At 35.6% G+C, this 22596-nt stretch carries 18 protein-coding genes and 2 tRNA genes; 13 read left to right on the plus strand and 7 right to left on the minus strand.

Translation table 11 applies throughout. The annotated features are described in order from the left end of the window. Position 1 precedes the first annotated feature (1 nt). The 5 genes from cysS to AAGD68_RS02285 all read right to left on the minus strand — a co-directional run bounded on the left by cysS (position 2) and on the right by AAGD68_RS02285 (position 4704). On the minus strand, positions 2 to 1375 hold the full coding sequence (gene cysS / locus AAGD68_RS02265; RefSeq protein ID WP_253309411.1) for a cysteine--tRNA ligase: 1374 nt from the start codon (positions 1373 to 1375) through the stop codon (positions 2 to 4). Then, complete coding sequence (locus AAGD68_RS02270) at positions 1368 to 2024, minus strand: exopolysaccharide biosynthesis protein (RefSeq protein WP_253309410.1); 657 nt, start codon at positions 2022 to 2024, stop codon at positions 1368 to 1370. The genes cysS and AAGD68_RS02270 overlap by 8 nt, the downstream gene beginning before the upstream one ends. A gap of 226 nt (positions 2025 to 2250) precedes the next feature. Then, the gene (locus AAGD68_RS02275) at positions 2251 to 3345 is read right to left on the minus strand and encodes a hypothetical protein (RefSeq protein WP_253309409.1); all 1095 of its coding nucleotides are present in this window, start codon (positions 3343 to 3345) and stop codon (positions 2251 to 2253) included. A gap of 289 nt (positions 3346 to 3634) precedes the next feature. Further along, complete coding sequence (locus tag AAGD68_RS02280; RefSeq protein WP_006013840.1) at positions 3635 to 3802, minus strand: twin-arginine translocase TatA/TatE family subunit; 168 nt, start codon at positions 3800 to 3802, stop codon at positions 3635 to 3637. 173 nt (positions 3803 to 3975) lie between these two features. After that, positions 3976 to 4704 (minus strand): ABC transporter ATP-binding protein, encoded by a 729-nt coding sequence (locus AAGD68_RS02285; protein ID WP_253309408.1) that lies wholly within the window; start codon positions 4702 to 4704, stop codon positions 3976 to 3978. A 148-nt stretch (positions 4705 to 4852) separates the two neighbouring features. Between AAGD68_RS02285 and AAGD68_RS02290 the strand changes: the two genes are divergently transcribed. Then, a tRNA-Arg gene (locus AAGD68_RS02290) sits at positions 4853 to 4929 on the plus strand. 92 nt (positions 4930 to 5021) lie between these two features. Here AAGD68_RS02290 and AAGD68_RS02295 read toward each other — a convergent pair. Then, entirely contained in the window at positions 5022 to 5162 is a 141-nt protein-coding gene (locus AAGD68_RS02295; protein WP_341814332.1) for a hypothetical protein, read from the minus strand. Between the two features lie 550 nt (positions 5163 to 5712). Here AAGD68_RS02295 and rpsL point away from each other — a divergent pair. The 12 genes from rpsL to AAGD68_RS02355 all read left to right on the plus strand — a co-directional run bounded on the left by rpsL (position 5713) and on the right by AAGD68_RS02355 (position 21614). Next, positions 5713 to 6087 carry a 30S ribosomal protein S12 gene (gene rpsL / locus AAGD68_RS02300; RefSeq protein ID WP_006279787.1) on the plus strand — a complete coding sequence of 125 codons (375 nt, stop codon included), beginning with the start codon at positions 5713 to 5715 and terminating at the stop codon, positions 6085 to 6087. Positions 6088 to 6092: 5 nt separating this feature from the next. Then, positions 6093 to 6572 carry a 30S ribosomal protein S7 gene (rpsG, locus tag AAGD68_RS02305; protein WP_253307294.1) on the plus strand — a complete coding sequence of 160 codons (480 nt, stop codon included), beginning with the start codon at positions 6093 to 6095 and terminating at the stop codon, positions 6570 to 6572. A 21-nt stretch (positions 6573 to 6593) separates the two neighbouring features. Beyond that, positions 6594 to 8666 (plus strand): elongation factor G, encoded by a 2073-nt coding sequence (fusA, locus tag AAGD68_RS02310; protein ID WP_253307295.1) that lies wholly within the window; start codon positions 6594 to 6596, stop codon positions 8664 to 8666. Between the two features lie 11 nt (positions 8667 to 8677). Next, a complete protein-coding gene (gene tuf / locus AAGD68_RS02315; RefSeq protein ID WP_182158996.1) occupies positions 8678 to 9850 on the plus strand; it encodes an elongation factor Tu in 1173 nt (390 codons plus the stop codon). 13 nt (positions 9851 to 9863) lie between these two features. Further along, a tRNA-Trp gene (locus AAGD68_RS02320) sits at positions 9864 to 9936 on the plus strand. Positions 9937 to 9946: 10 nt separating this feature from the next. After that, the gene (gene secE / locus AAGD68_RS02325; RefSeq protein WP_064125120.1) at positions 9947 to 10156 is read left to right on the plus strand and encodes a preprotein translocase subunit SecE; all 210 of its coding nucleotides are present in this window, start codon (positions 9947 to 9949) and stop codon (positions 10154 to 10156) included. After that, positions 10146 to 10982: a transcription termination/antitermination protein NusG gene (gene nusG / locus AAGD68_RS02330; RefSeq protein ID WP_265045396.1), complete on the plus strand. Its 837-nt coding sequence runs from the start codon at positions 10146 to 10148 to the stop codon at positions 10980 to 10982. The genes secE and nusG overlap by 11 nt, the downstream gene beginning before the upstream one ends. 2 nt (positions 10983 to 10984) lie before the next feature. Continuing rightward, positions 10985 to 11425, plus strand: coding sequence for a 50S ribosomal protein L11 (locus AAGD68_RS02335; protein ID WP_253307298.1), 441 nt, complete (start codon positions 10985 to 10987; stop codon positions 11423 to 11425). A 4-nt stretch (positions 11426 to 11429) separates the two neighbouring features. After that, on the plus strand, positions 11430 to 12083 hold the full coding sequence (gene rplA / locus AAGD68_RS02340; RefSeq protein ID WP_341814333.1) for a 50S ribosomal protein L1: 654 nt from the start codon (positions 11430 to 11432) through the stop codon (positions 12081 to 12083). Between the two features lie 12 nt (positions 12084 to 12095). Next, a complete protein-coding gene (gene rplJ, locus AAGD68_RS02345) occupies positions 12096 to 12614 on the plus strand; it encodes a 50S ribosomal protein L10 (RefSeq protein ID WP_253307300.1) in 519 nt (172 codons plus the stop codon). A gap of 26 nt (positions 12615 to 12640) precedes the next feature. Further along, positions 12641 to 13042 (plus strand): 50S ribosomal protein L7/L12, encoded by a 402-nt coding sequence (gene rplL, locus AAGD68_RS02350; RefSeq protein ID WP_253307301.1) that lies wholly within the window; start codon positions 12641 to 12643, stop codon positions 13040 to 13042. 58 nt (positions 13043 to 13100) lie between these two features. Further along, positions 13101 to 21614 carry a DNA-directed RNA polymerase subunit beta/beta' gene (locus tag AAGD68_RS02355; protein ID WP_265045398.1) on the plus strand — a complete coding sequence of 2838 codons (8514 nt, stop codon included), beginning with the start codon at positions 13101 to 13103 and terminating at the stop codon, positions 21612 to 21614. Positions 21615 to 21620: 6 nt separating this feature from the next. Here AAGD68_RS02355 and dusB read toward each other — a convergent pair whose 3' ends face one another. Next, entirely contained in the window at positions 21621 to 22583 is a 963-nt protein-coding gene (gene dusB / locus AAGD68_RS02360) for a tRNA dihydrouridine synthase DusB (RefSeq protein WP_264735904.1), read from the minus strand. Positions 22584 to 22596 lie beyond the last annotated feature (13 nt).

The raw sequence follows: 22596 nt of genomic DNA on the forward strand, positions 1-22596 counted from the left end.
TTTACCAAGTTGTTGTACCATCTTCATTGTCAGAAATTGTAACCCCCATTTGTTTCAACTGATCCCTTATTTTGTCTGCAGTATCGTAATTTTTATTTTTTTTTGCAATTTTTCTTAAGTCTATCAACCTTTCTATTTCTTGATGATTTACATCCACAGCAAACCACTCTTGATAACTTGACTCAAGAAGACCAATAAATCTGGCACTCTTAACAAAACTCTCAGTTAATTTAAGCTTTTCACTTTCATTACTCATTTTGTTAATTTTTGCAGCCATTTCATGCAGTATAGCTAGAGCTTCAGGAATGTTTAAGTCGTTTTTTAAAGCGTCTATAAAATCTTTAGAAATCTCTGCGTTACTTTCATCAATATTCGTTGTATCTAAGCCACGTAATAACCGATAAAATTTATTTAAGGTTTCCTGTGCATCAGAAATAACGTTTTCTGTCCAATCAAGTGGTTTTCTGTAGTGAGTTTTGAGCAGTGCATAGCGTATTACTTCACCCTTTATTCCACTATCTAGCAAATCTCTTACTTTGACTATATTAAATAAGGACTTGCTCATTTTTTCTTCACTTACTGTAAGAAAGCCGTTATGTATCCAGTATTTTGCAAACATTGATCCAGCAAATGCAGACTTACTCTGTGCAATTTCATTTTCATGGTGAGGAAATTGTAAATCTATGCCGCCACCATGAATATCAAAATCTTTGCCAAGATAAGCATATGACATTGCTGAGCATTCTATATGCCATCCAGGCCTGCCCTCTCCCCATGGGCTATTCCAATAACTTGAAAGTTTGTAGTCAATATCACTTGCAGGCTTCCACAGTACAAAATCTCCAGGGTGCTTTTTATTTTCATTAACTTCAACTCTGCTACCTGGAACCAATTCATCAGTTTTTTTTCCTGATAAAGCACCATATTCATGGTAAGATTCTATATTAAAATACACGTGTTTGTCAGACTCGTAAGCGTGGCCTGATTGCAGTAAATGTTCAATTAATTCTATAATATAATCTACGTTTTCCGTTGCTTTTGGTTCGTGTGTTGGCTCTTTACAATTTATGCTTTCCATATCATCATGAAAAGCTTTAATGTAATATGTGGTTATACTTTCTATGTTGCTATTTTTCTCACTTGCTGCATTGATTATCTTATCATCAATGTCGGTTATGTTACGCACATAGGTAACTTTGCCATAACAAAACTTAAGTAGCTGAAATAACACATCATACACAACAACAGACCGTGCATTGCCTATATGTGCTGTGTCATATACTGTTGGTCCGCAAACATACATTTTCACATGATCTTTATCGATTGGTGTAAAAAGTTCCTTTTTTTTTGTTAAGGTGTTGTAAAGCCTAACCATATACGAAGCTTTTGAGAAAAGAAAATGCCCCAATGATAAGTTGTGGCCCTTTGACTACTACAACAAGAGTAAGCAATAGTCCGCACAATGATATTAAAACTCCCAATATGGATAGAAACCCATCTTTACTCATAATACCAAGTGAAATAAGAGTCGTACCAATTGCAGGAATAAAGTTGGTAAGAGGTAATGGAAGAGCTATTGATAATGCACAAAGCAACATTACAAAAGCTAAAATTTTTTCGCCAGGCCCATAGAAAATAAAAGACATTCTTGGCTTCATGAATTTTTCTATTTTTCTTAATGCTGGAGAAGTTTTCTCCACCACAAGAGCTAGTGTTGAACGTTGAAAAGATCTTCTTTCTAGCCAACTGGGCATCCAAGGAGAATCAAATCCAAATAGAAGCTGCAGTGAGAATAAGATTAAAGGTATAGAAAGAATAGTTGTATAACCAGGTGGAACCGGTATAGGCACCGATAGTGGCAAGGAGAAGATGATTATTAAAATACCAAAACCGCGCTCATGCAAAGCTGTTTTAATATCGAACAAAGTTACTTTATCGCTATCATTGTTATTGGTATCTGCAACCTCTTTTAGAATATCAGAAGCTAGTTTTTTATCTTTAGTTAGTTTCTCACTTTTTTGCACAATTATCCTTTAATCAAACTATTCCTTTTAAACTAACGTAATTATTGCTGTATTTCAATATACATTTATTATTGTTAATTGTTAGAGTTAAAGTACAATCGTAATTTTGTCATTATACTTGCAGTTGGTGCAAATGAAGTTGTTTGTTACAGCATCAATGCAATACAGTTTTCCCTTGCGTGTTTTTTGGGTTACACGCAAGGGTTAAACTACCTATAAAAAAAAGTTATAGTATATCATTAGTATCTGACTGTGAATAATGACTTTCGTCACTTAATGGATCAGAATACAATGAACTCTGTGATAATTCGATAGATTCACTTTCTTCTTCTGTGCCCCATATCCATGATATAAAACTTCTAAAAATAGATGCAATAGATGAAAATACACCAGGTTCACTCGTTTGTGTAGATTGACTTTCTTCTGTGTTATCATCTAGCTTAGCGGTTTCTTTTTGCACTTCTCTTTTTTCTCTATAGAGTTCTTTGTTATTATATAGTGTATCTCCTTCTGTTTCCTCTTCCTCCACTATATTTGTTTTTTTATCATCTTCATTGCTTTCTCTAAGCTCTAATGCCTTGTTATGAGCTGGATTTTCATATTCTTCAGTTTGATATTCTTTTATCTCTCCACTATCTATATCTTTTTTGTTTTCTTTTTCTACTTGACTCCCAATTAAATTTCCAACTAATTCAGGGTCTAATGAATTCTTCATACTTGTTAATAGCTCATTTTGGAACACATGGCCCAGCTCATGACCTAAAACAAAGTCCATACCGGCAAATTTGTATACTACTATCGCTTTACCATCAGTTGCACCATAAGCATTATCTGCGTCAATGCCAGCTAATTCATTATATTTCTGGTAATCATTCTTGTTGTTAAAAACATTAACTTCTAAATTTAAAGTTGTTTCAGGTTTGTTTACATCAAACAATTTTTTAAAATTTTCATAAGCAGCATGAATGTCCTTTTGAATTTGGAACTTCTCTTGTGATGACATGTCATCATACCTTATATTATATTTTATACCTTCATCTTGGAATGAAAATACTTTTGGTAATACTTCCTCTATAGTTTCTGGTGCTTTGTCAAAGATCTTTGACTCTGAAGGCTTATATATCTTATTAAAGAATTTTGGTATACATTGTTCTCTAATGTTATATATATGATTCCCATCCATATCACGAACTTCATAATTGTATACAGGATTTGAGTTATTTTTGATTAATTGAAACTTTTGTCCATTAGTGTTAATACCTATTTTACCATTATAATCTTCAGAATAGTTTTTGTATTGTTGATTGTTATTTTTACTCATTTTCGTACCTCACTATTTAAATAAATTTACTCTTACATTATCAGTATAGTATGTATAAAAATTTATTAATAATAATGATTGTATTTTTAAATTTTCACTACAAGACTTGTTTGTATGCTATATAAAGTGACCGCGAAAATTTCTATAAAGCATTTTAACAATATTAGAAAAATTATGAATTCAGAGGAAGGTGAAGCAGACGCAACAGCTTAAGCGGAAAGATTGAAAAATAATTGATGCTTTAAGTGAGTAACACGCACCTTAGTGCGTGTCACGAAGTATGAGGACGCTAACGATCTGGTTCATTAGACGATAATTTTTCTGAGTCCTTAAGCTCCTGTTTAAGGTTTTTGATGCCTTTTCCTAAATCACCCATAACTTGCGGTAATCTGCCTGCACCAAACAGAACTAAAATTATTATTAAGACTAGAAACAATTGCCATGGTCCTAAACTCATTTTCACCTCCATTTAAAATATTGACCTTTAAATATTAAAACTTGACTGAAGTCAAGTAACACATAGATTATATCACCTTTATTTAATTATAAATCAAGGTTTTTTAATTATTTTATAACAATTCCAAATTAGATTGTTTTCTTGCAGCGAATAAGTGGAAACTTTTCGCTTAACTATAGAGTAGAGGAGAGCTCACTAAAAAACTTTGCTAGCGTATCATCTTTAGGCCTATGGTATATATCGCTAGAAACTCCTGATTGAATAATTTTACCATTTTTCATTACGTAGATAAAATCTGCAACTTTCAATGCTTCTTGCGGGTCATGAGTTACCATTAGCACAGGGATATTTTTACTTCTAAAAAGGGACAATATATGTTGTCTTATTCGGCACTTGAGCAGTATATCCAAATTAGAAAATGGTTCATCTAACAACACAACATCAGGGTTTTGTGCCATCACTCTTGCTATTGCAACTAATTGTTGCTGTCCTCCAGATAAGGCGTTAGGGTACATATTTTCATATTTTTCTATATTGAGTAACTTCAAGATTTCCAATGCAATTAGGTGCTTTTCTCTCTTGGAAGAGCTGCGGATAGCAAAGGTTATATTTTCTACTACTGTTTTGTGAGGAAATAATGCAGAATGCTGAAAAATCAATCCGATATTTCTATGCTCTATAGCGACTGATGCCTTATTGCTTGCAACTAACCTATCATTTATAAAAATAGTTCCAGATTTTGGATTTTCTATCCCTGCAATTAATTTCAAAATTGTTGACTTGCCACAGCCAGAATGCCCCAATAAACATGCAACACTTCCTTTTTTTACTTTAATGTTTATATTGCTTAAAGCAAAGTCGTCTTGATTGTTATAGAAATAACCAATGTTGTTAACTAGCATTAATCTTACTTAAACCATGTTATTAAATATAATAGCATTATACTCAAGAAGTACAGAAATATTTCTTGTCGTCATAAATTGGTTATGCAAGAAATCTAGAAAAGAGAAGGATTTTTTGCTATAACTTTACATAAATGGTAGGAAACACGGGACTATAGCTCAGCAGGATAGAGCGTTGGACTCCTAATCCGAAGGTCGTGCGTTCGAATCGCACTAGTCCCACCACATTGCTTCACAAATTTCATGGAGATTTTTTTTCACAAATACACACACCTATTCCAGTGTCAAGCACTGGAATGACAAGTTCTTGGCAACCCCTACGTCATACCGCCGCGGTATCTCTTAGCATAGATCCCGCTAACAAGCAGCGGGATGACGAGGTTATCGTCATGCCACCGCGAACCTTCATACCGCCACGAACCGTCATACCGCGATTCATTCGCGGTATCTCTTAGCATAGATCCCGCTAACACGTAGCGGGATACTTGACCTTTACAGGGATGACGGTTGTCGTTTAGTTATAAATATTTAAGAAATTTACCAGGCAGAAAAAAAAGGCAAAGAACTCCCGTGGTGCGAGTTTTGACCCTATAATAATTTAAACTGGCGCTGTAATAATGTGCTAACGCTTAAAATAAGCGCGATTTGGCTGAATGTAGAAAAAATTTAAAAGACATGCAGCCGCTATAATTTTATGTAATCCGCCAAAAAATACCCTAAGTTTTTTACTGAATTTTGTCATTGAGCCTGCAGGTCAAAAACAAGTTTTGAGTCATGAATACCCTTACTATCATAATAAGGGGGCTGGCGGAGTTTGTCAAGGAAGTTTTTTGTTTCTACTGAATGACAGTTGTGGCTTGGGAGGTAGTGCAAGAAGTCTACTGATGGCTTTCAAAGCAGTTGAGCTTAATTATTAGAGTAGTAATGTTTATTTTTATATTGACTATTGAGGTTTATTATTTTATAACTAAAAACTTAGTTATTTTAATGAGCTTGAATTTATAACATATGCCTACGATAAATCAATTAATACGTAAGGGTAGATTAGGATTGACCCATAAGAAAAAGGTACCAGCTTTGGGAGAAAGCAACCCTCAAAGGAGGGGTGTTTGCACTAAGGTGTATACTACAACTCCTAGGAAGCCTAACTCAGCACTCCGTAAAGTAGCCAGAGTAAAAATTAGTGGGTATGGTGAAGTGACAGCTTATATACCTGGTGAAGGTCATAATTTACAAGAGCATTCTGTTGTTTTGATACGTGGTGGGCGGGTTAAAGATTTGCCAGGTGTGCGTTATCACATAATAAGAGGTGCCCTTGATCTGCGTGGCGTGCAAAATCGAAAGAAAGCTCGTTCAAAATATGGTGTAAAGAAATCTGGTTAAAATTTATGGCTCGTCGGAATAAAGCAAAAAAAAGAGAAATAAGTCCTGATTCGCGTTATGGCAGTGTTTTGCTGATGCGTTTCATTAATACAATCATGAAATGTGGTAAAAAATCTACTGCAGAAAAGATTATCTATGACGCTTTGTCTTTAGCTGAAAAGAAAATAGGCGAAGGTGGGTTATCAATTTTTGAAACAGCGGTAGGAAATGTTACTCCTTCTATAGAAGTGCGTTCTCGACGCATTGGTGGTGCAACTTATCAAGTGCCTGTTGAAGTTCGACAAGATAGAGCGATTTCTTTAGCGTTAAGGTGGATTGCTAAAGCAACTTCTGCTGCTCGAAAAAAGAGTGGAAAAACCACTGTTGATTGTTTGCAATCTGAAATACTGGATGCTTATAATAAACGCGGTGGTGCGTTTAAGATGTGCGAAGAAAAATATAAAATGGCTGAGGCTAATAAGGCATTTTCTCATCTTCGTTTTTAATGTTAGCTAATTAATTGTGATATGGAAATTGGGATATCTAAATACAGAAATATAGGAATAATGGCTCACATAGATGCTGGTAAGACTACCACAACAGAGCGTATTTTATTTTATACTGGTAAGCAAAATAGAATTGGTGAAGTGCACGATGGGGCAGCTTCTATGGATTGGATGGAGCAGGAAAAAGAGCGTGGTATTACAATCACATCTGCTGCAACAACATGTTTTTGGAATGATCATAGGGTCAATATAATAGACACTCCAGGTCACGTTGATTTCACTATTGAAGTTGAGAGATCTTTAAGGGTTTTGGATGGTGCAGTTGCTGTATTTGATGGAGTTGCTGGAGTGGAACCTCAATCTGAAACAGTTTGGCGTCAAGCTGATAAATATAGCGTTCCTCGTATCTGCTTTGTTAATAAGATGGATAGAATAGGGGCAAATTTTTATCGATGTGTTGATATGATAAAGACGAAGCTTGGTGCAGCACCTTTAGTCATTCAGTTGCCAATAGGAAGTGAGAAAGATTTCAAAGGTATAATTGACCTTATTTCTATGAAAGCCATTATATGGCAAGAAGAAACGTTGGGTGCTAAATTTTCTTATGAAGATATTCCTTCTGATTTGCTTGACAAGGCTCAAGAATATCGAAATCTTTTATTAGATGCTGCAGCTGAGATGGATGATGAAGCGATGAATACTTACTTTGAGTCTAATGATCTGCCAGTAGATTTACTGAAAAAATGCGTGAGAAATGGAACCATCAAAGGAAAATTTGTTCCTGTATTATGTGGATCAGCTTTTAAAAATAAAGGCGTACAACCACTTTTAGATGGTGTGGTTGACTTTTTACCTTCTCCTATTGATGTTGATGTAATTGTTGGAACTGATCCTAAAGATTCAGAAAAGAAAATTGAGATCAAACCTTCAGAAAAAGAGAAATTCGTTGCTCTTGCGTTTAAAGTGATGACGGATAAGTTTGTAGGCAGCTTGACGTTTATTCGTATTTATTCCGGTAAGTTAAAATCCAAATCCGCTGTGTTAAATGCGGGAAAAAATGAGACTGAAGGAATTGGCAGAATGCTGCTTATGCATGCAAATAACAGAGAAGATATAAACGAAGCTAAAGTTGGCGATATAGTTGCCTTAGTTGGATTAAAGAGAACAATTACTGGTGACACTTTATGTTCACCTGATTTTCCTATATTATTAGAGCGTATGGAATTTCCTGAGCCTGTTATTGAAATTGCTGTGGAACCTAAAACTACTTCAGATCAGGAAAAATTAGGTGTTGCTTTAAATAGATTGGTTGCAGAAGATCCTTCTTTAAGAATGTCAGTAAATGCGGAGAGTGGACAGACTATATTGAAAGGCATGGGTGAGCTGCATCTTGAGATTATTGTTGATAGAATGAAGCGCGAGTTTAACGTTGAAGCTAACGTCGGTGCGCCTCAAGTTGCATATCGTGAAACTATCACTAAATCTGTTGAAATTGATTATACTCATAAAAAACAGTCCGGCGGTGCTGGCCAATTTGCAAAAGTAAAGATTATATTTGAACCTCTTGAGCCTGGTTCTGGGTTTCAATTTGAAAGTAAAATTGTAGGTGGTGCAATTCCAAAAGAATATATTCCTGGTGTACAAAATGGTTTAGAGTTGATAAAAGAAGGAGGCATGATCTCTGGTTTTCCGGTTATTGATTTTAAGGCTACCCTTATTGATGGTGCTTTTCATGAAGTTGATTCTAGTCCTTTAGCTTTTGAACTTGCTGCTAAAGGTGCTTTTAAAGAGATGGCAAATAAAGCTGGTCCAAAAATGTTAGAACCTATAATGAAAGTTGAAATCATTACGCCTGAAGAGTATATGGGCGATATCATGGGCGATGTAAATAGCAGAAGGGGGCAAGTTTCAAGTATGGAAACGCATAATAGTAGCACTATAATTCTTGCTTTCGTACCTCTTGCGAATATGTTTGGTTATATAAATGTTTTGCGTTCTATATCTCAGGGAAGAGCTCAGTATAGTATGCATTTTTCTTATTATGAACAAGTACCACAATATGTGGTTGATGAGTTAAAGTTAAAGTATAATTAAGGGTAATAATTATGACAGCAGTAGTGGAAGCATTTGGAAAGCCGCATGTAAATGTGGGAACAATAGGACATGTGGATCATGGGAAGACAACGTTAACAGCGGCGATAACAAAGCATTATGGAAGTTTTGTAGCGTACGATCAGATAGATAAGGCGCCAGAAGAAAGGAAAAGGGGGATAACGATAGCAACAGCGCATGTTGAGTATCAGACGGAAAAAAGGCATTATGCACACGTTGATTGTCCTGGACATGCTGACTATGTAAAGAACATGATAGTAGGTGCAGCACAGATGGATGCGGCGATATTGGTAGTGTCGGGGGTTGATGGGCCAATGCCACAAACGAGAGAGCATATATTGCTAGCGAAGCAGGTAGGTGTTGGATATATCGTGGTGTATATAAATAAAGCTGATGTTGCTGATGCTGATATGATAGATTTGGTAGAAATGGAAGTGAGGGAATTGCTGAATAAATACGGATTTCCAGGGGATGAAGTGCCTGTGGTAGTGGGGTCTGCATTGAAAGCGCTGGAGGATGACAGTAGCGAATATGGAAAGAAATCAATAGATAAATTGATGGAAAAGTTAGATGAGTATGTGGCGGTTCCACCAAGGCCTGTGGATTTACCATTTTTATTGCCAATCGAGGATGTATTTTCGATATCGGGGCGAGGAACGGTGGTAACAGGAAGGATAGAGAAGGGAGAGATAAAGACGGGAGAAGAGATAGAGATAATAGGTCTGAAAGCGACGCAAAAGACGATATGCACAGGTGTAGAAATGTTTAAGAAGTTGCTGGATAAGGGGAGTGCAGGACTCAATGTAGGAATATTGTTAAGAGGAACAAAAAGAGAAGAAGTGGAGAGAGGGCAAGTATTAGCAAAACCGGGGACGATAACGCCGCATAGAAAGTTTAGGGCGGAGGTTTATATATTAAAGAAAGAGGAAGGAGGAAGGCATACACCATTTTTTGCGAATTACCAGCCACAGTTTTATTTAAGGACAACGGATGTAACTGGGAGCATAAAATTGCTAGATGGGAAGGAGATGGTAATGCCAGGAGATAATGTGAGTGTAGAAGTAGAATTGCAAGTACCGATAGCAATGGATAAGGGATTGCGTTTTGCGATAAGAGAAGGCGGTAGAACTGTTGGTTCTGGTGTTGTTTCTGAAATTTTGGAGTGAGAGTTTGAGTTATAGGAGTGTAGCTCAATTGGTAGAGCGCTGGTCTCCAAAACCAGAGGTTGTAGGTTCAATTCCTATCGCTCCTGCATTAATGTTGTGGTGAAAATGTTAAAAAGTTTGTGTGTTTTTTTCTATGATATAAAGCAAGAAATACGAAGAATTGCTTGGGTAAAGAAACAGGAGGTGTTGTCATCTCTATTTGTTGTGATGATTGTTATATTATGCTTTTCGATTTTCTTCTGTTTTGTGGATTTTATGTCTCTTTACGTAATTAAGGCTTTATTTGGAATTATTTATGGAATGTGAATATAAATGGTATATCATTAGAGTTGATTATGGATATGAGCAAAATATACGCGAATTGGTAAGTAATGCTGTTTATTTTAAGGAAGTGTTTATTCCTTATCAAACGGTATGTAATTCAAAGTCTAATATAAAAGAGTTATGTGAAGTGTATGTATATATGCATCTATGTGATGAAAGCAAAAATATTTTGAATCAAACGCCTGGATTCTGCAGTGGCGAATCTGGTGATTTTGAGATGATTTCAGATGATGAGATAAGTTTAAAGTGTAAAGAATTTAATAGATATAAATGGTATATCTTGAGAGTTGCTTCCAATTGTGAAGAGAAAGTGCGCCAACATATATTGGAAAATTCTATGAGATTGAGTGTTAATGGTTACTTTAAGGAAGTTTTTATTCCATATGAAGAGCTAAGTGAAGTAGAGTTGAAATCTAAGAAAATTGCTACACGAAGGAAATGCTTTCCTGGTTATGTCTTTTTATACGTGAATTTATGCGATGAAGTATTGAATTTTATCAATAATATACCAAAATCTCTTAAGGTTTATGGATTTTTGAAAAATGGTAATATTCCAAAGGTGATTTTGGATGATGAGATTCACTCAATGTGTAATGCACTTTATAATGCTCAAGAGACAAAGAAGTTAGGTTATGGTTATGAAAAAGGTGAAAAAGTGAAAATTAATGATGGTCTTTTTCAAAATTTTACTGGTAAGGTAAATATGGTAAACGATGAGAAAAAAATTATTAATGTGGAAGTATCAATTTTAGGTAAGCCGACAATAATAGAGCTTGATCTGGCTCAAGTAGAGAAAATAGAGGATTAATTATGAGTGTTATAGTTGCTAAGATTAACTTACTTATGGAAGCTGGGAAAGCAATTCCAGGACCGAAAATTGCTTCAGTACTTGGTCCACGTGGTATACCTGTTCCTAAGTTTTGTGAAGCTTTTAATAAAGTTACTAGCGCTGCTAACGCTAATTATAAAGTAGGCGATTTAGTAACAGTGCGAATTTCCATAAAGGATGATCGCTCTCATGATTTTACTGTCAGCGGTCCACCTGTGGCTTATTTACTTAAGCAGGAGGCTAAATTAAGTAAAAGTTCTGGTAATCCTGGTAAAGAATTAGTGGCTAAATTACCTATGTCTGCTATAATTAAAGTGGCAAAGTGCAAGATGGTTGATATGAAAGTGGATAATGAAGATTCAGCAGTGAAAATGGTTGTAGGCACTGCAAAATCTATGGGTATAGAAGTTGTGGAAGGTTAGGTAAATGAATACATATAATGATAATCCTAAGCAGTGTTTGAAGAAGATTATTGAGTCTGCTTCAGCAAAATTTAATGAATCAGTTGATATTGCAGTCAATTTAGGCGTAGATTCACGTAAATCTGAAGAGCAGGTGCGTGGTACAGTAGTTTTGCCTAAAGGTATCGGGAAGAATATTAAAGTAGCTGTTTTCGCTCAAGATAAACATTTATTAGAAGCTGAAAAAGCTGGTGCTGATATTCCAGGAGGAGAGGATTTAGTTGAAGAAATAAAAAAGGGTAGAAAATTAGATGTTGATTGGTGCATTACTACTCCTGATTTTATGGCAAAAATCACTCCTATTGCAAAAATATTGGGTGCTAAAGGGCTGATGCCTAACCCTAAATTTGGTACTGTGACTTCTAACATTGCAGAAGCTATTAAAACCATTAAGTCTGGTCAGATAAAATTTAGAACAGATAAAAATGGTGTTATTCATGGTAAATTAGGAAATATTAAATTTGATATTGATGACTTGCTAGAAAATTTAAAAGCCTTTCTTAAAGTAATTAAAGATAATAAACCTATTTCTGCGAAAGGAATTTACTTTAAGGGTGTTTTTTTAAATTCAACTATGGGTGAAGCTTATAAGATAAGCAAAGTGGAAGATATAATTTAAGGGAGTGATACCGTGAAGCGTAAAAATAAGGATGAATTTATACAGAGCACAATAAACGTATTTGTAAATAATGATTTCTTGATATTAGTAAATTTTAAATCTATAAATGCTAATGATTCATTAACTCTGAGGAATAGCCTGAAGTCTATAGCAGGTGGGGTATTAGTAGTTAAAAACACTCTAGCGCGCTTGGCTTTGGAAAGGACTGGTAAATTTTCTTATTTATCAGGCAAATTTTCTGGTTCTGTTGCTATTATATACTCTAGTGGCATAGTAGAAGCTGCAAAGTTAATAGTTGATTTTATTAATGCTAACAAAGAAAAAATGTCTGTGATTTGCGCGGCTCATATAAATGAATTGTTAACAGTGGAAGATGTTAATAAACTGGCTAAGTTGCCTTCTTTGGATGAGTTGCGTGTTAAAATTATGCGTTTAATATCTTATGATATTCCTGCTCGATTGGCGTTGTCTATTAATTCATCTTCTATGAGGCTTATGAGAGTTTTGGATTATTATAGTTCTAAAAAATAAATTTGTTGTTAAGTAAGGTGGTAATTATGAGTAATGTAACAAGTGATTTGGTTGATAAAATATTATCTTTAAACCTATTAGAGGCTTCTGAACTTGTAAAAGTTCTAGAAGAGAAAATAGGGTTGCCTGCTGGTTCTTTTCTTGGTGGGGCTGTTGGTGCTGGGGCGCCTATTAGTGATAATGCTGCTGCTCCTGCTGCTCAAGAAAAAGCTGAGTATAAAGTTGTGATTAAAGAAATTGATGCGAGTAAAAAAATAGGAGTTATTAAAGCTGTGAGAGAAGTTAATTCTACATTGGGTTTAAAAGAAGCAAAAGAGTTGGTTGAATCTTTACCTAAAGATTTAACTGCTAATGTTCCTAAAGACGAAGCAGAAAAAATCAAGCAAAAACTTATTGAAGCAGGAGCAACTAAAGTGGAGCTTGAATAATATTTAATGTATTAATTTTATATTGATATAGCTCTTTTAATTAGTTTGGGGTATTTTAATGGTTGATTCTTCTTATATGTACGCTTCTGGTGCTTTTGTCCCTAGAGTTTCTTATTCTAGGTCGATTGATTTAAAAGATTCTTTATTGGATTTGGTTAAGGTTCAAAAAGAATCGTATGATTCATTTGCTCCTAAGAATAAGGGTAATGAAAGACTTGAAGTTATCTTTCATACAATCTTTCCAATAAATGATCCTTTGCGTAGGGCTACTATTGAGTTTATAAGTTGTAGGGTAGATGATCCTAAGTATGATGAATCTGAGTGTATAAAGCGTGGTGTAACTTTTTCTGCTCAGGTTATTGCTTCTATACGTCTTGTTGTTATGCAGGATGGTATTTCTCTTGATGAATATAAATCGATTAAAGAGAGTGGAGATCATTCTAAACTTGCAACCGTTGTAAAATCTATAGAAGAGCAGGAAGTCCACTTTTGTGGGTTGCCTATGATGACTGATAAGGGCACTTTCATCATTAATGGTGTAGAAAAAGTTATTGTCTCACAAATGCATAGGTCTCCTGGTGTATTTTTTGATAGCGATAAGGGAAAAACTTACAATTCTGGTAAATTGATCTATTCTGCTAGAATTATTCCTTATAGGGGTTCTTGGCTTGATATTGAATTTGATGTTAAAGACCATTTGTATTTTCGTGTTGATAGAAAAAGAAAATTGCCAATCTCAGTTTTGTTAAAGGCGTTAGGTCTATCAAATAATGATATACTCGATAGATTTTATGAGAAAATAAAGTATGTAAAACATAAAGATGGTTGGAAAGTGCCTTTTGTTCCTGATAAATTTAAAGGAGTGAGGTTGCCTTTCGACTTAATGGATATTGAAGGTAATGTGCTGCTTAAAGCTAACGTTCGTATCACCTCAAGACTAGCTAAAAAGCTATATGATAATGAATTGAAAGAGTATCTGGTTCCTTTTAATTCTATATGTGGTTTATTCCTCGCAGAAGATTTAATGGATAGTGCTAGCTCTACGAAAATTTTATCTGCTGGTGAATCTATAAAGCTGGAAGACATAAAGAAGCTTGAGTTATTGTCTGTGGATGAAATATCAGTATTGAACATAGATAATGTATCTGTTGGACCTTATATATTAAATACGCTTTTCTTAGACGAAAACATGTCTTATCAGGATGCGCTATATGAAATATATAGAGTTTTGCGTCCTGGTGAAGTTCCTGTTTTAGAGATAGTAGAGGAGTTTTTCCGTAATCTTTTCTTCAGTCCGGAATATTATGATTTGTCTAACATTGGTAGGTTGAAGCTTAACTCTTACCTTGGATTAAATTATGATGAGGATTTAACTGTTTTAACGTATGAAGATATTATTGAAATTGTAAAAAAAATAGTATTGTTACGTGACGGTCAAGGATCTGTAGATGATATTGATCATTTAGGAAACAGAAGAGTAAGATCAGTTGGAGAGTTTATAGAAAATCAATTTAGAACTGGGTTGTTGAAATTGGAACGCGCAATAGTTGATTCTATGTCCACTTCTAGTTTAGATAAAGTTTCTCCATCTGATTTTATTAATCCAAAAGTGTTAACTAATGTCTTAAGAGATTTCTTCAATTCTTCTCAATTATCTCAATTTATGGATCAGACTAATCCGTTATCTGAAATAACACATAAAAGAAGGTTGTCCGCGTTAGGTCCTGGCGGTTTAACAAGAGAACGGGCAGGATTTGAAGTGCGTGATGTTCATCCAACTCATTATGGAAGAATTTGCCCTATTGAGACTCCTGAAGGGCAAAACATAGGGTTAATCAACAGTTTAGCTATATACGCGCGTATTAATAAATATGGTTTCATTGAAAGTCCTTATAGAAAAGTAGTTAATAGGGTTGTTACTGATCAAATTGAGTATCTGTCTGCCATAGATGAAGGTTTATATTATATAGCTGATACCAGCGCAAAGCTCGATGAAAATAATTGCTTTGTTGATGATATGCTATACTGTAGATATGCTAGTAGTTTCATTATGGTAAGTAGTGATCAGGTGAGTTACATTGACGTATCTCCTAAGCAGGTAATATCAGTTGCGGCTTCCTTGATTCCATTTTTAGAAAATGATGATGCTAATAGAGCATTAATGGGCTCAAATATGCAACGTCAGGCCGTACCTTTATTGAAGCCTACCGCTCCTCTGGTTGCTACTGGTATGGAGTCTTTCGTAGCTTCTGGCTCTGGTGCTGTAGTTTTAGCAAAACGCGATGGCATAGTTGATAGTTCTGATAGTAACTCTATAGTTATACGTGCTTTTGATAAAGAAAGGGTTAACTACTTGGACGTAGATATTTATCATCTAAGGAAATTTCAGCGTTCTAACCATAATACTTGTATTAATCAAAGACCGCTAGTGTGCGTAGGTGATTATGTTAAAAAGGGTGATGTAATAGCTGATGGTCCTGCAATTAACAGTGGTGAGTTGGCGCTTGGTAAAAATTTGCTAGTCGCTTTTATGTCTTGGCAAGGTTATAATTTTGAAGACTCTATTATTATTTCTAGTGAAGTTGTTAAAAAAGATCTCTTTACTTCTATTCATATAGAAGAATTTGACTGTGTTGTACATGATACCCCTTTAGGATCAGAAAAAATAACTCGTGCTATACCTGGTGTTAATGAAGAAAATCTATATCACTTGGATGATAGTGGTATAGTGAAAATTGGTACAAGAGTTGGTCCAGGCTATATTCTGGTAGGTAAAGTTACACCTAAACCTTCTCTTTCATTGCCTCCTGAAACGAAGTTATTAATGACAATTTTTGGTGAAAAGTCATTCGATTGTGCAGATTCCTCTTTATATACATCTCCAGATGTTGAAGGGACAGTAATTGATGTACAAGTCTTTACACGCAGGGGGGTTGAAGAAAATGAAAGGGCATTACTCATCAAACAAAAAGAGGTAAATGACTTTGAGGAAGAGCGAGATTATATAATCAATGTTACTAGTGAATATTTCTATGATGAACTGAAGAAACTTCTTATTAATTCTGGTTCTCAAGATCGAGAAAAATTTGACTCTATTGAACGTGAGCAATGGTGGGGTATAGGATTAAAAAACCAACCCATTTCTGAGCAAGTTAAGAGCTTAAAAAAAGATTTTGATGAAAAAGTATCACATGCAATAGCACAGTTTAAGCGAAAAGTAGAAAAATTACATGAAGGTTATGACCTGCCTCAAGGTGTGTCGATGTCAGTAAAAGTTTTCATTGCTGTGAAACATAGTCTGCAACCAGGGGATAAAATGGCTGGTAGACATGGGAATAAAGGTGTGATCTCTCGAGTTGTGCCAGTGGAAGATATGCCTTATTTGGAAGATGGTACTCCTGTTGATATTATTCTTAACCCTCTTGGTGTTCCTTCACGAATGAATGTAGGGCAAATACTGGAAACGCATGTAGGTTGGGCTTGTAGAAAATTAGGGGAAAGGGTAAGTAATATTCTCGATGAGATCAATAAAATCAAAAGTGCTTTTTGCAAGGGAATTAGGTCCCTTAACGATGATAATTTTACACAATTTGCAGTAGCATACCTTGACAATAAAAAAATTGAAAATATTGATGATGATGAAATAATGGCTTCTGTTTTAAATACACCTAATAAAAATGCACTAAATGACGAGTTGAATGCGTTAGTAGAGAACTATTTGAACTCTTGTAAAAGTTCATACAGCAATTTACGTAATTTCCTGATTGAGGTTTATAGCTATGGTAGTAACGTATCTATCTGTAATGATATTCGTAATATTAGTGATAATAATCTCATTGAATTTGCACGTAAATTACGTGATGGCGTTCCTGTTGCTGCACCTGTATTTGAGGGTCCAAAAGATGAACAAATAGCAAAATTATTTGAACTTGCTGGTTTGGATAACTCTGGACAAGCTGTATTATATGACGGTTGCAGTGGTGAAAAATTCGACCGCAAGGTTACAGTTGGTTACATGTACATGCTTAAGTTGCACCACTTGGTTGATGGTAAAATTCATGCGCGTTCAGTAGGGCCTTATAGTTTGGTTACTCAACAACCTCTAGGAGGAAAATCTCATTTTGGTGGTCAGCGTTTTGGTGAAATGGAATGTTGGGCATTACAAGCCTATGGTGCTGCTTATACTTTGCAGGAAATGTTAACTGTGAAGTCTGATGATATTAATGGTAGAGTTAAGATTTACGAATCGATAATAAAAGGTGACAGTAATTTTGAATGTGGAATTCCTGAATCCTTTAATGTGATGATAAAAGAACTACGTTCTTTATGTTTAAATGTAGATTTAAAGCAAAATGATGTAGTGATTGAAGATATATCTCACACTAACATTGCACAACCTTTTAATGAGGTTAGCATATCGATTGCTAGCCCTGAAAGTATTAAGCGTATATCTTGTGGTGAGATAGAAGATGTTTCAACTGCAAATTATCGTACGTTCAAAGTTGAGAAAGGTGGATTATTTTGCCCTAAGGTTTTTGGCCCTGTCAATGACGATGAATGTTTATGTGGAAAATACAAAAAAAGAAGACACAGAGGTCGCATATGTGAAAAATGCGGAGTAGAAGTTACATCTTCTAAAGTAAGAAGAGAAAGGATGGGTCATATAGAGCTTGCATCTCCTGTTGCTCATATATGGTTTTTGAAATCGCTTCCTTCAAGAATTGGAGCATTATTGGATATGTCTCTCAGAGATATTGAGAATATTTTATATAGCGATAATTATATCGTGATAGATCCTCTTGTTTCGCCTTTTGAAAAAGGTGAGATTATTAGTGAAAAAGCTTATAATGAAGCTAAAGATAGCTATGGGATCGATAGTTTTGTAGCTATGCAAGGTGTTGAAGCTATAAGAGAGTTGCTAACGCGCCTTGATTTACATGAAATTAGGAAGGATTTAAGACTAGAATTAGAGTCTGTTGCTTCTGAGATAAGAAGAAAGAAAATTATAAAGAGATTGCGTATTATTGAAAACTTCATTAAATCTGGAAATAGGCCTGAGTGGATGATACTTACAACTATACCTATTTTACCACCTGATTTGCGTCCTTTGGTATCGCTTGAAAGTGGTCGTCCTGCAGTTTCTGATCTGAATCATCATTATAGGACTATTATTAATAGAAATAACAGGTTGAGGAAATTGTTGAGCTTAAATCCTCCTGAGATTATGATTCGTAATGAAAAAAGGATGTTACAAGAAGCAGTTGATTCTCTTTTTGATAATAGTCGTCGTAATACTTTGGTAAACAAAGCTGGTGCTGTTGGATATAAAAAGTCCATTAGTGATATGTTAAAAGGAAAACAGGGTCGTTTTCGCCAGAACCTCTTAGGAAAAAGGGTAGACTACTCTGGACGTTCTGTAATAGTTGTTGGTCCAACTTTGAAACTAAATCAGTGTGGATTACCAAAAAGAATGGCTCTTGAACTATTCAAACCTTTTGTTTACTCAAAGCTTAAGATGTATGGTATGGCTCCAACTATTAAGTTTGCTAGTAAGTTGATAAGAGCAGAAAAACCAGAAGTTTGGGATATGCTTGAAGAGGTAATAAAAGAGCATCCTGTTTTGTTGAATAGAGCGCCTACGCTACATAGACTTGGTATTCAGGCTTTTGAGCCAATCCTTATTGAAGGCAAAGCAATACAGCTTCATCCGCTTGTCTGTACGGCGTTTAATGCTGATTTTGATGGTGACCAAATGGCAGTGCATGTGCCAATTTCATTGGAAGCTCAGCTTGAAGCTAGGGTGTTGATGATGTCCACTAATAACGTTTTAAGTCCTTCTAATGGCAGACCGATTATAGTTCCTAGTAAAGATATAGTACTTGGTATATATTATCTGACTTTACAAGAACCTAAGGAAGATAATTTACCATCTTTTGGTGCTTTTTGTGAAGTTGAGCATTCTTTGAGTGATGGTACTTTACATATTCATTCTAGTATAAAGTATAGGATGGAGTATATTAATAGCAGCGGTGAAACTCACTATAAAACTGTTTGTACAACTCCTGGCCGTTTAATATTATGGCAAATTTTTCCTAAGCATGAGAATCTAGGCTTCGATCTAATAAATCAGATATTAACAGTCAAGGAAATAACTGGTATAGTTGATTTAGTATATCGTAACTGTGGTCAAAGTGCTACAGTGGCATTTTCTGATAAATTAATGGTACTTGGCTTTGAGTATGCCACATTTTCTGGTGTTTCTTTTGGTCGTTGTGATCTGGTTATACCTGAAACTAAAGCTACACATGTTGATCACGCGAGGGGTGAAATTAAGAAATTCTCTATGCAATATCAAGATGGGCTAATAACTAGAAGTGAGAGGTATAACAAGGTTATAGATGAATGGTCTAAGTGTACGGATATGATAGCTAATGATATGTTAAAAGCAATATCTATATATGATGGAAATAGTAAGTACAACTCAGTGTATATGATGGTTAACTCTGGTGCAAGGGGTTCTACTTCACAGATGAAACAGCTAGCAGGAATGCGAGGGCTCATGACCAAACCTTCTGGTGAGATTATAGAAACACCTATAATTTCTAATTTCCGTGAAGGATTGAACGTATTTGAATACTTTAATTCTACTCACGGTGCGCGTAAAGGTTTAGCTGACACTGCGCTTAAAACTGCAAACTCTGGATACTTAACTCGTCGTTTAGTTGATGTGTCTCAAAATTGCATAGTTACAAAGCATGACTGTAAAACAAAAAATGGTCTTGTTGTGAGAGCTACAGTTGAAGGAAGTACTATAGTTGCATCTCTAGAGAGTGTTGTGCTGGGTAGAACATCTGCAAATGGTATATATAACCCAGTGACAAAAGAATTATTAGTAAAAGCAGGGGAATTAATTGATGAGGATAAAGTAAAGCAAATCAGCATTGCAGGTCTTGATGCTGTAAAAATTAGATCGCCTTTAACTTGTGAAATAAGTCCTGGTGTGTGTTCTTTGTGTTATGGAAGAGACCTTGCAACTGGTAAAATTGTTTCAATAGGTGAAGCAGTTGGTGTTATAGCTGCTCAATCTGTTGGAGAGCCAGGTACTCAGTTAACGATGCGTACTTTCCATATAGGTGGGGTAATGACTAGAGGCGTTGAATCCTCAAATATTATAGCTTCTATTAGTGCTAAAATAAAGTTAAACAATAGTAATATAATTATAGATAGAAACGGAAATAAAATTGTGATAAGCCGTTCCTGTGAAGTCGTGTTGGTTGATAGCCTTGGTAGTGAGAAGTTGAAGCATAGTGTACCTTATGGTGCTAAACTTTATGTGGATGAGAGTGGGTCAGTAAAAATTGGCGATAAAGTTGCGGAATGGGATCCTTATACATTGCCTATTATCACGGAGAAGACTGGTACAGTGTCTTATCAGGACTTAAAAGATGGAATTTCGATCACTGAAGTGATGGATGAATCTACAGGAATATCAAGCAAAGTAGTAAAAGACTGGAAATTGCATTCTGGTGGAGCTAGTTTACGTCCTCGTATTGTGCTGCTTGACGATAATGGTGAAGTAATGACACTCGCAAGTGGCGTTGAAGCATGTTATTTTATACCAATTGGTGCAGTGCTCAATGTACAAAATGGCCAGAAGGTTCATGCAGGTGATGTTATTACAAGAACACCAAGAGAGTCAGTTAAAACTCGTGATATTACTGGTGGTTTACCGAGGGTTATAGAGTTATTTGAAGCACGTCGTCCTAAAGAGCATGCTATTGTTAGTGAGATAGATGGCTATGTAGCGTTTTCTGAAAAAGACCGTAGAGGAAAACGCAGTATATTAATTAAACCTGTAGATGAACAAATTTCTCCAGTTGAATATTTGGTATCAAGAAGTAAGCATGTAATAGTCAATGAAGGTGATTTTGTACGTAAAGGTGATCTATTGATGGATGGTGACCCTGATCTCCATGATATTTTACGTGTGCTTGGGTTAGAAGCTTTAGCGCACTATATGATTTCTGAAATACAGCAAGTTTATAGATTGCAGGGTGTTCGTATAGACAACAAGCATTTAGAGGTGATCTTAAAACAAATGCTACAAAAAGTGGAAATTACTGATCCTGGTGATACTATGTACTTGGTTGGCGAAAGCATTGACAAGCTGGAAGTTGATAGGGAAAATGATGCTATGAGTAACTCTGGCAAACGGCCTGCTCATTATCTTCCTATTCTGCAGGGGATTACTAGGGCAAGTCTTGAAACTAGCTCCTTTATTTCTGCTGCTTCTTTCCAAGAGACAACAAAAGTACTTACAGAAGCAGCATTCTGCGGGAAGAGTGATCCTTTAAGTGGATTAAAAGAAAATGTTATAGTAGGAAGATTAATTCCTGCTGGTACAGGTTTGATTATGAATAAGATCAGAGCACTTTCACTTTGTGATAATATAGATAAATATGAAAAATATTTTGATATTGAAACTTATGACGAGAAATGGTTTATGGATAATAATTGTCATTTACACTCTGGTGAGGAAGAGAGCGTAGTGGCATATGATCAGTCGAATTGAGTACAGCTAGTGTGTCTCTTGACCAAAAAAGCCAATAATATTTTCTTTCACTTCTGTGCTATCTGTCATGTTATTTACTCTCATGCGAAATTCAGATGAGCTTTGAAGCCCGCTACTGTACCAACCTATGTGTTTGCGGGCCATCTTTATTCCTGTGTTATTTCCATAGTACTCAAGAATATTGTCGTAATGCTCGAGTATGATGCTTAATCTCTCTGAAGCTGTTGGCTCAGAAGTTTCACTTCCACTGAGAAAGTTCATTGCTTGATTAATCAGCCAAGGTTTACCGTAGGCACCACGACCTATCATCACTCCGTCTGCTCCAGATTCTTTGAGAGCATTCTGAATATCATTTAAATTTTTAATATCGCCATTTACTATAACTGGAATTTTCACTTGCTCCTTAACATTTCTAACGAATTTCCAATCTGCTTGGCCGTTATAGAGCTGTGCCCTCGTTCTTCCATGCACAGTGATCATTTTTGCTCCTAAGTCTTCGGCAATTTTCGCAAGCCTCGGTGCATTGCGATTTTCATCGTTCCATCCAGTGCGCATTTTTACCGTAACTGGCACATTCACTGCTTTGACCACGGCCTCAATTATCTCAGCGGCTTTTTTCTCATCGCGCATTAGTGCTGATCCTGCATAACCGTTTACAACTTTTTTAACAGGACAACCGAAATTTATATCTATTATTTTTGCACCCATATCCTCGTTGAGCTTTGCAGCCTCTGCCATTACATCCGGCTCGCATCCAGCAAGCTGCACAGCAGTTAATTCATCGACTTTTGCTTTTTGCAGACTCTGGCGAGTTTGCATAATCATGGCTCTGCTTGCAATCATTTCTGAAACTAACAAACTTGCACCTAGCTTCTTTACAATACTTCTAAACGGATAATCAGTTACCCCTGACATTGGAGCTAAAATAACTGAAGAATCAATCGTCAAACTTCCTATTTGGAGGGGCATAAGGTTAATGGTA

This window comes from Wolbachia endosymbiont (group A) of Machimus atricapillus, from assembly GCF_964027095.1.
Taxonomy (GTDB): Bacteria; Pseudomonadota; Alphaproteobacteria; order Rickettsiales; family Anaplasmataceae; genus Wolbachia.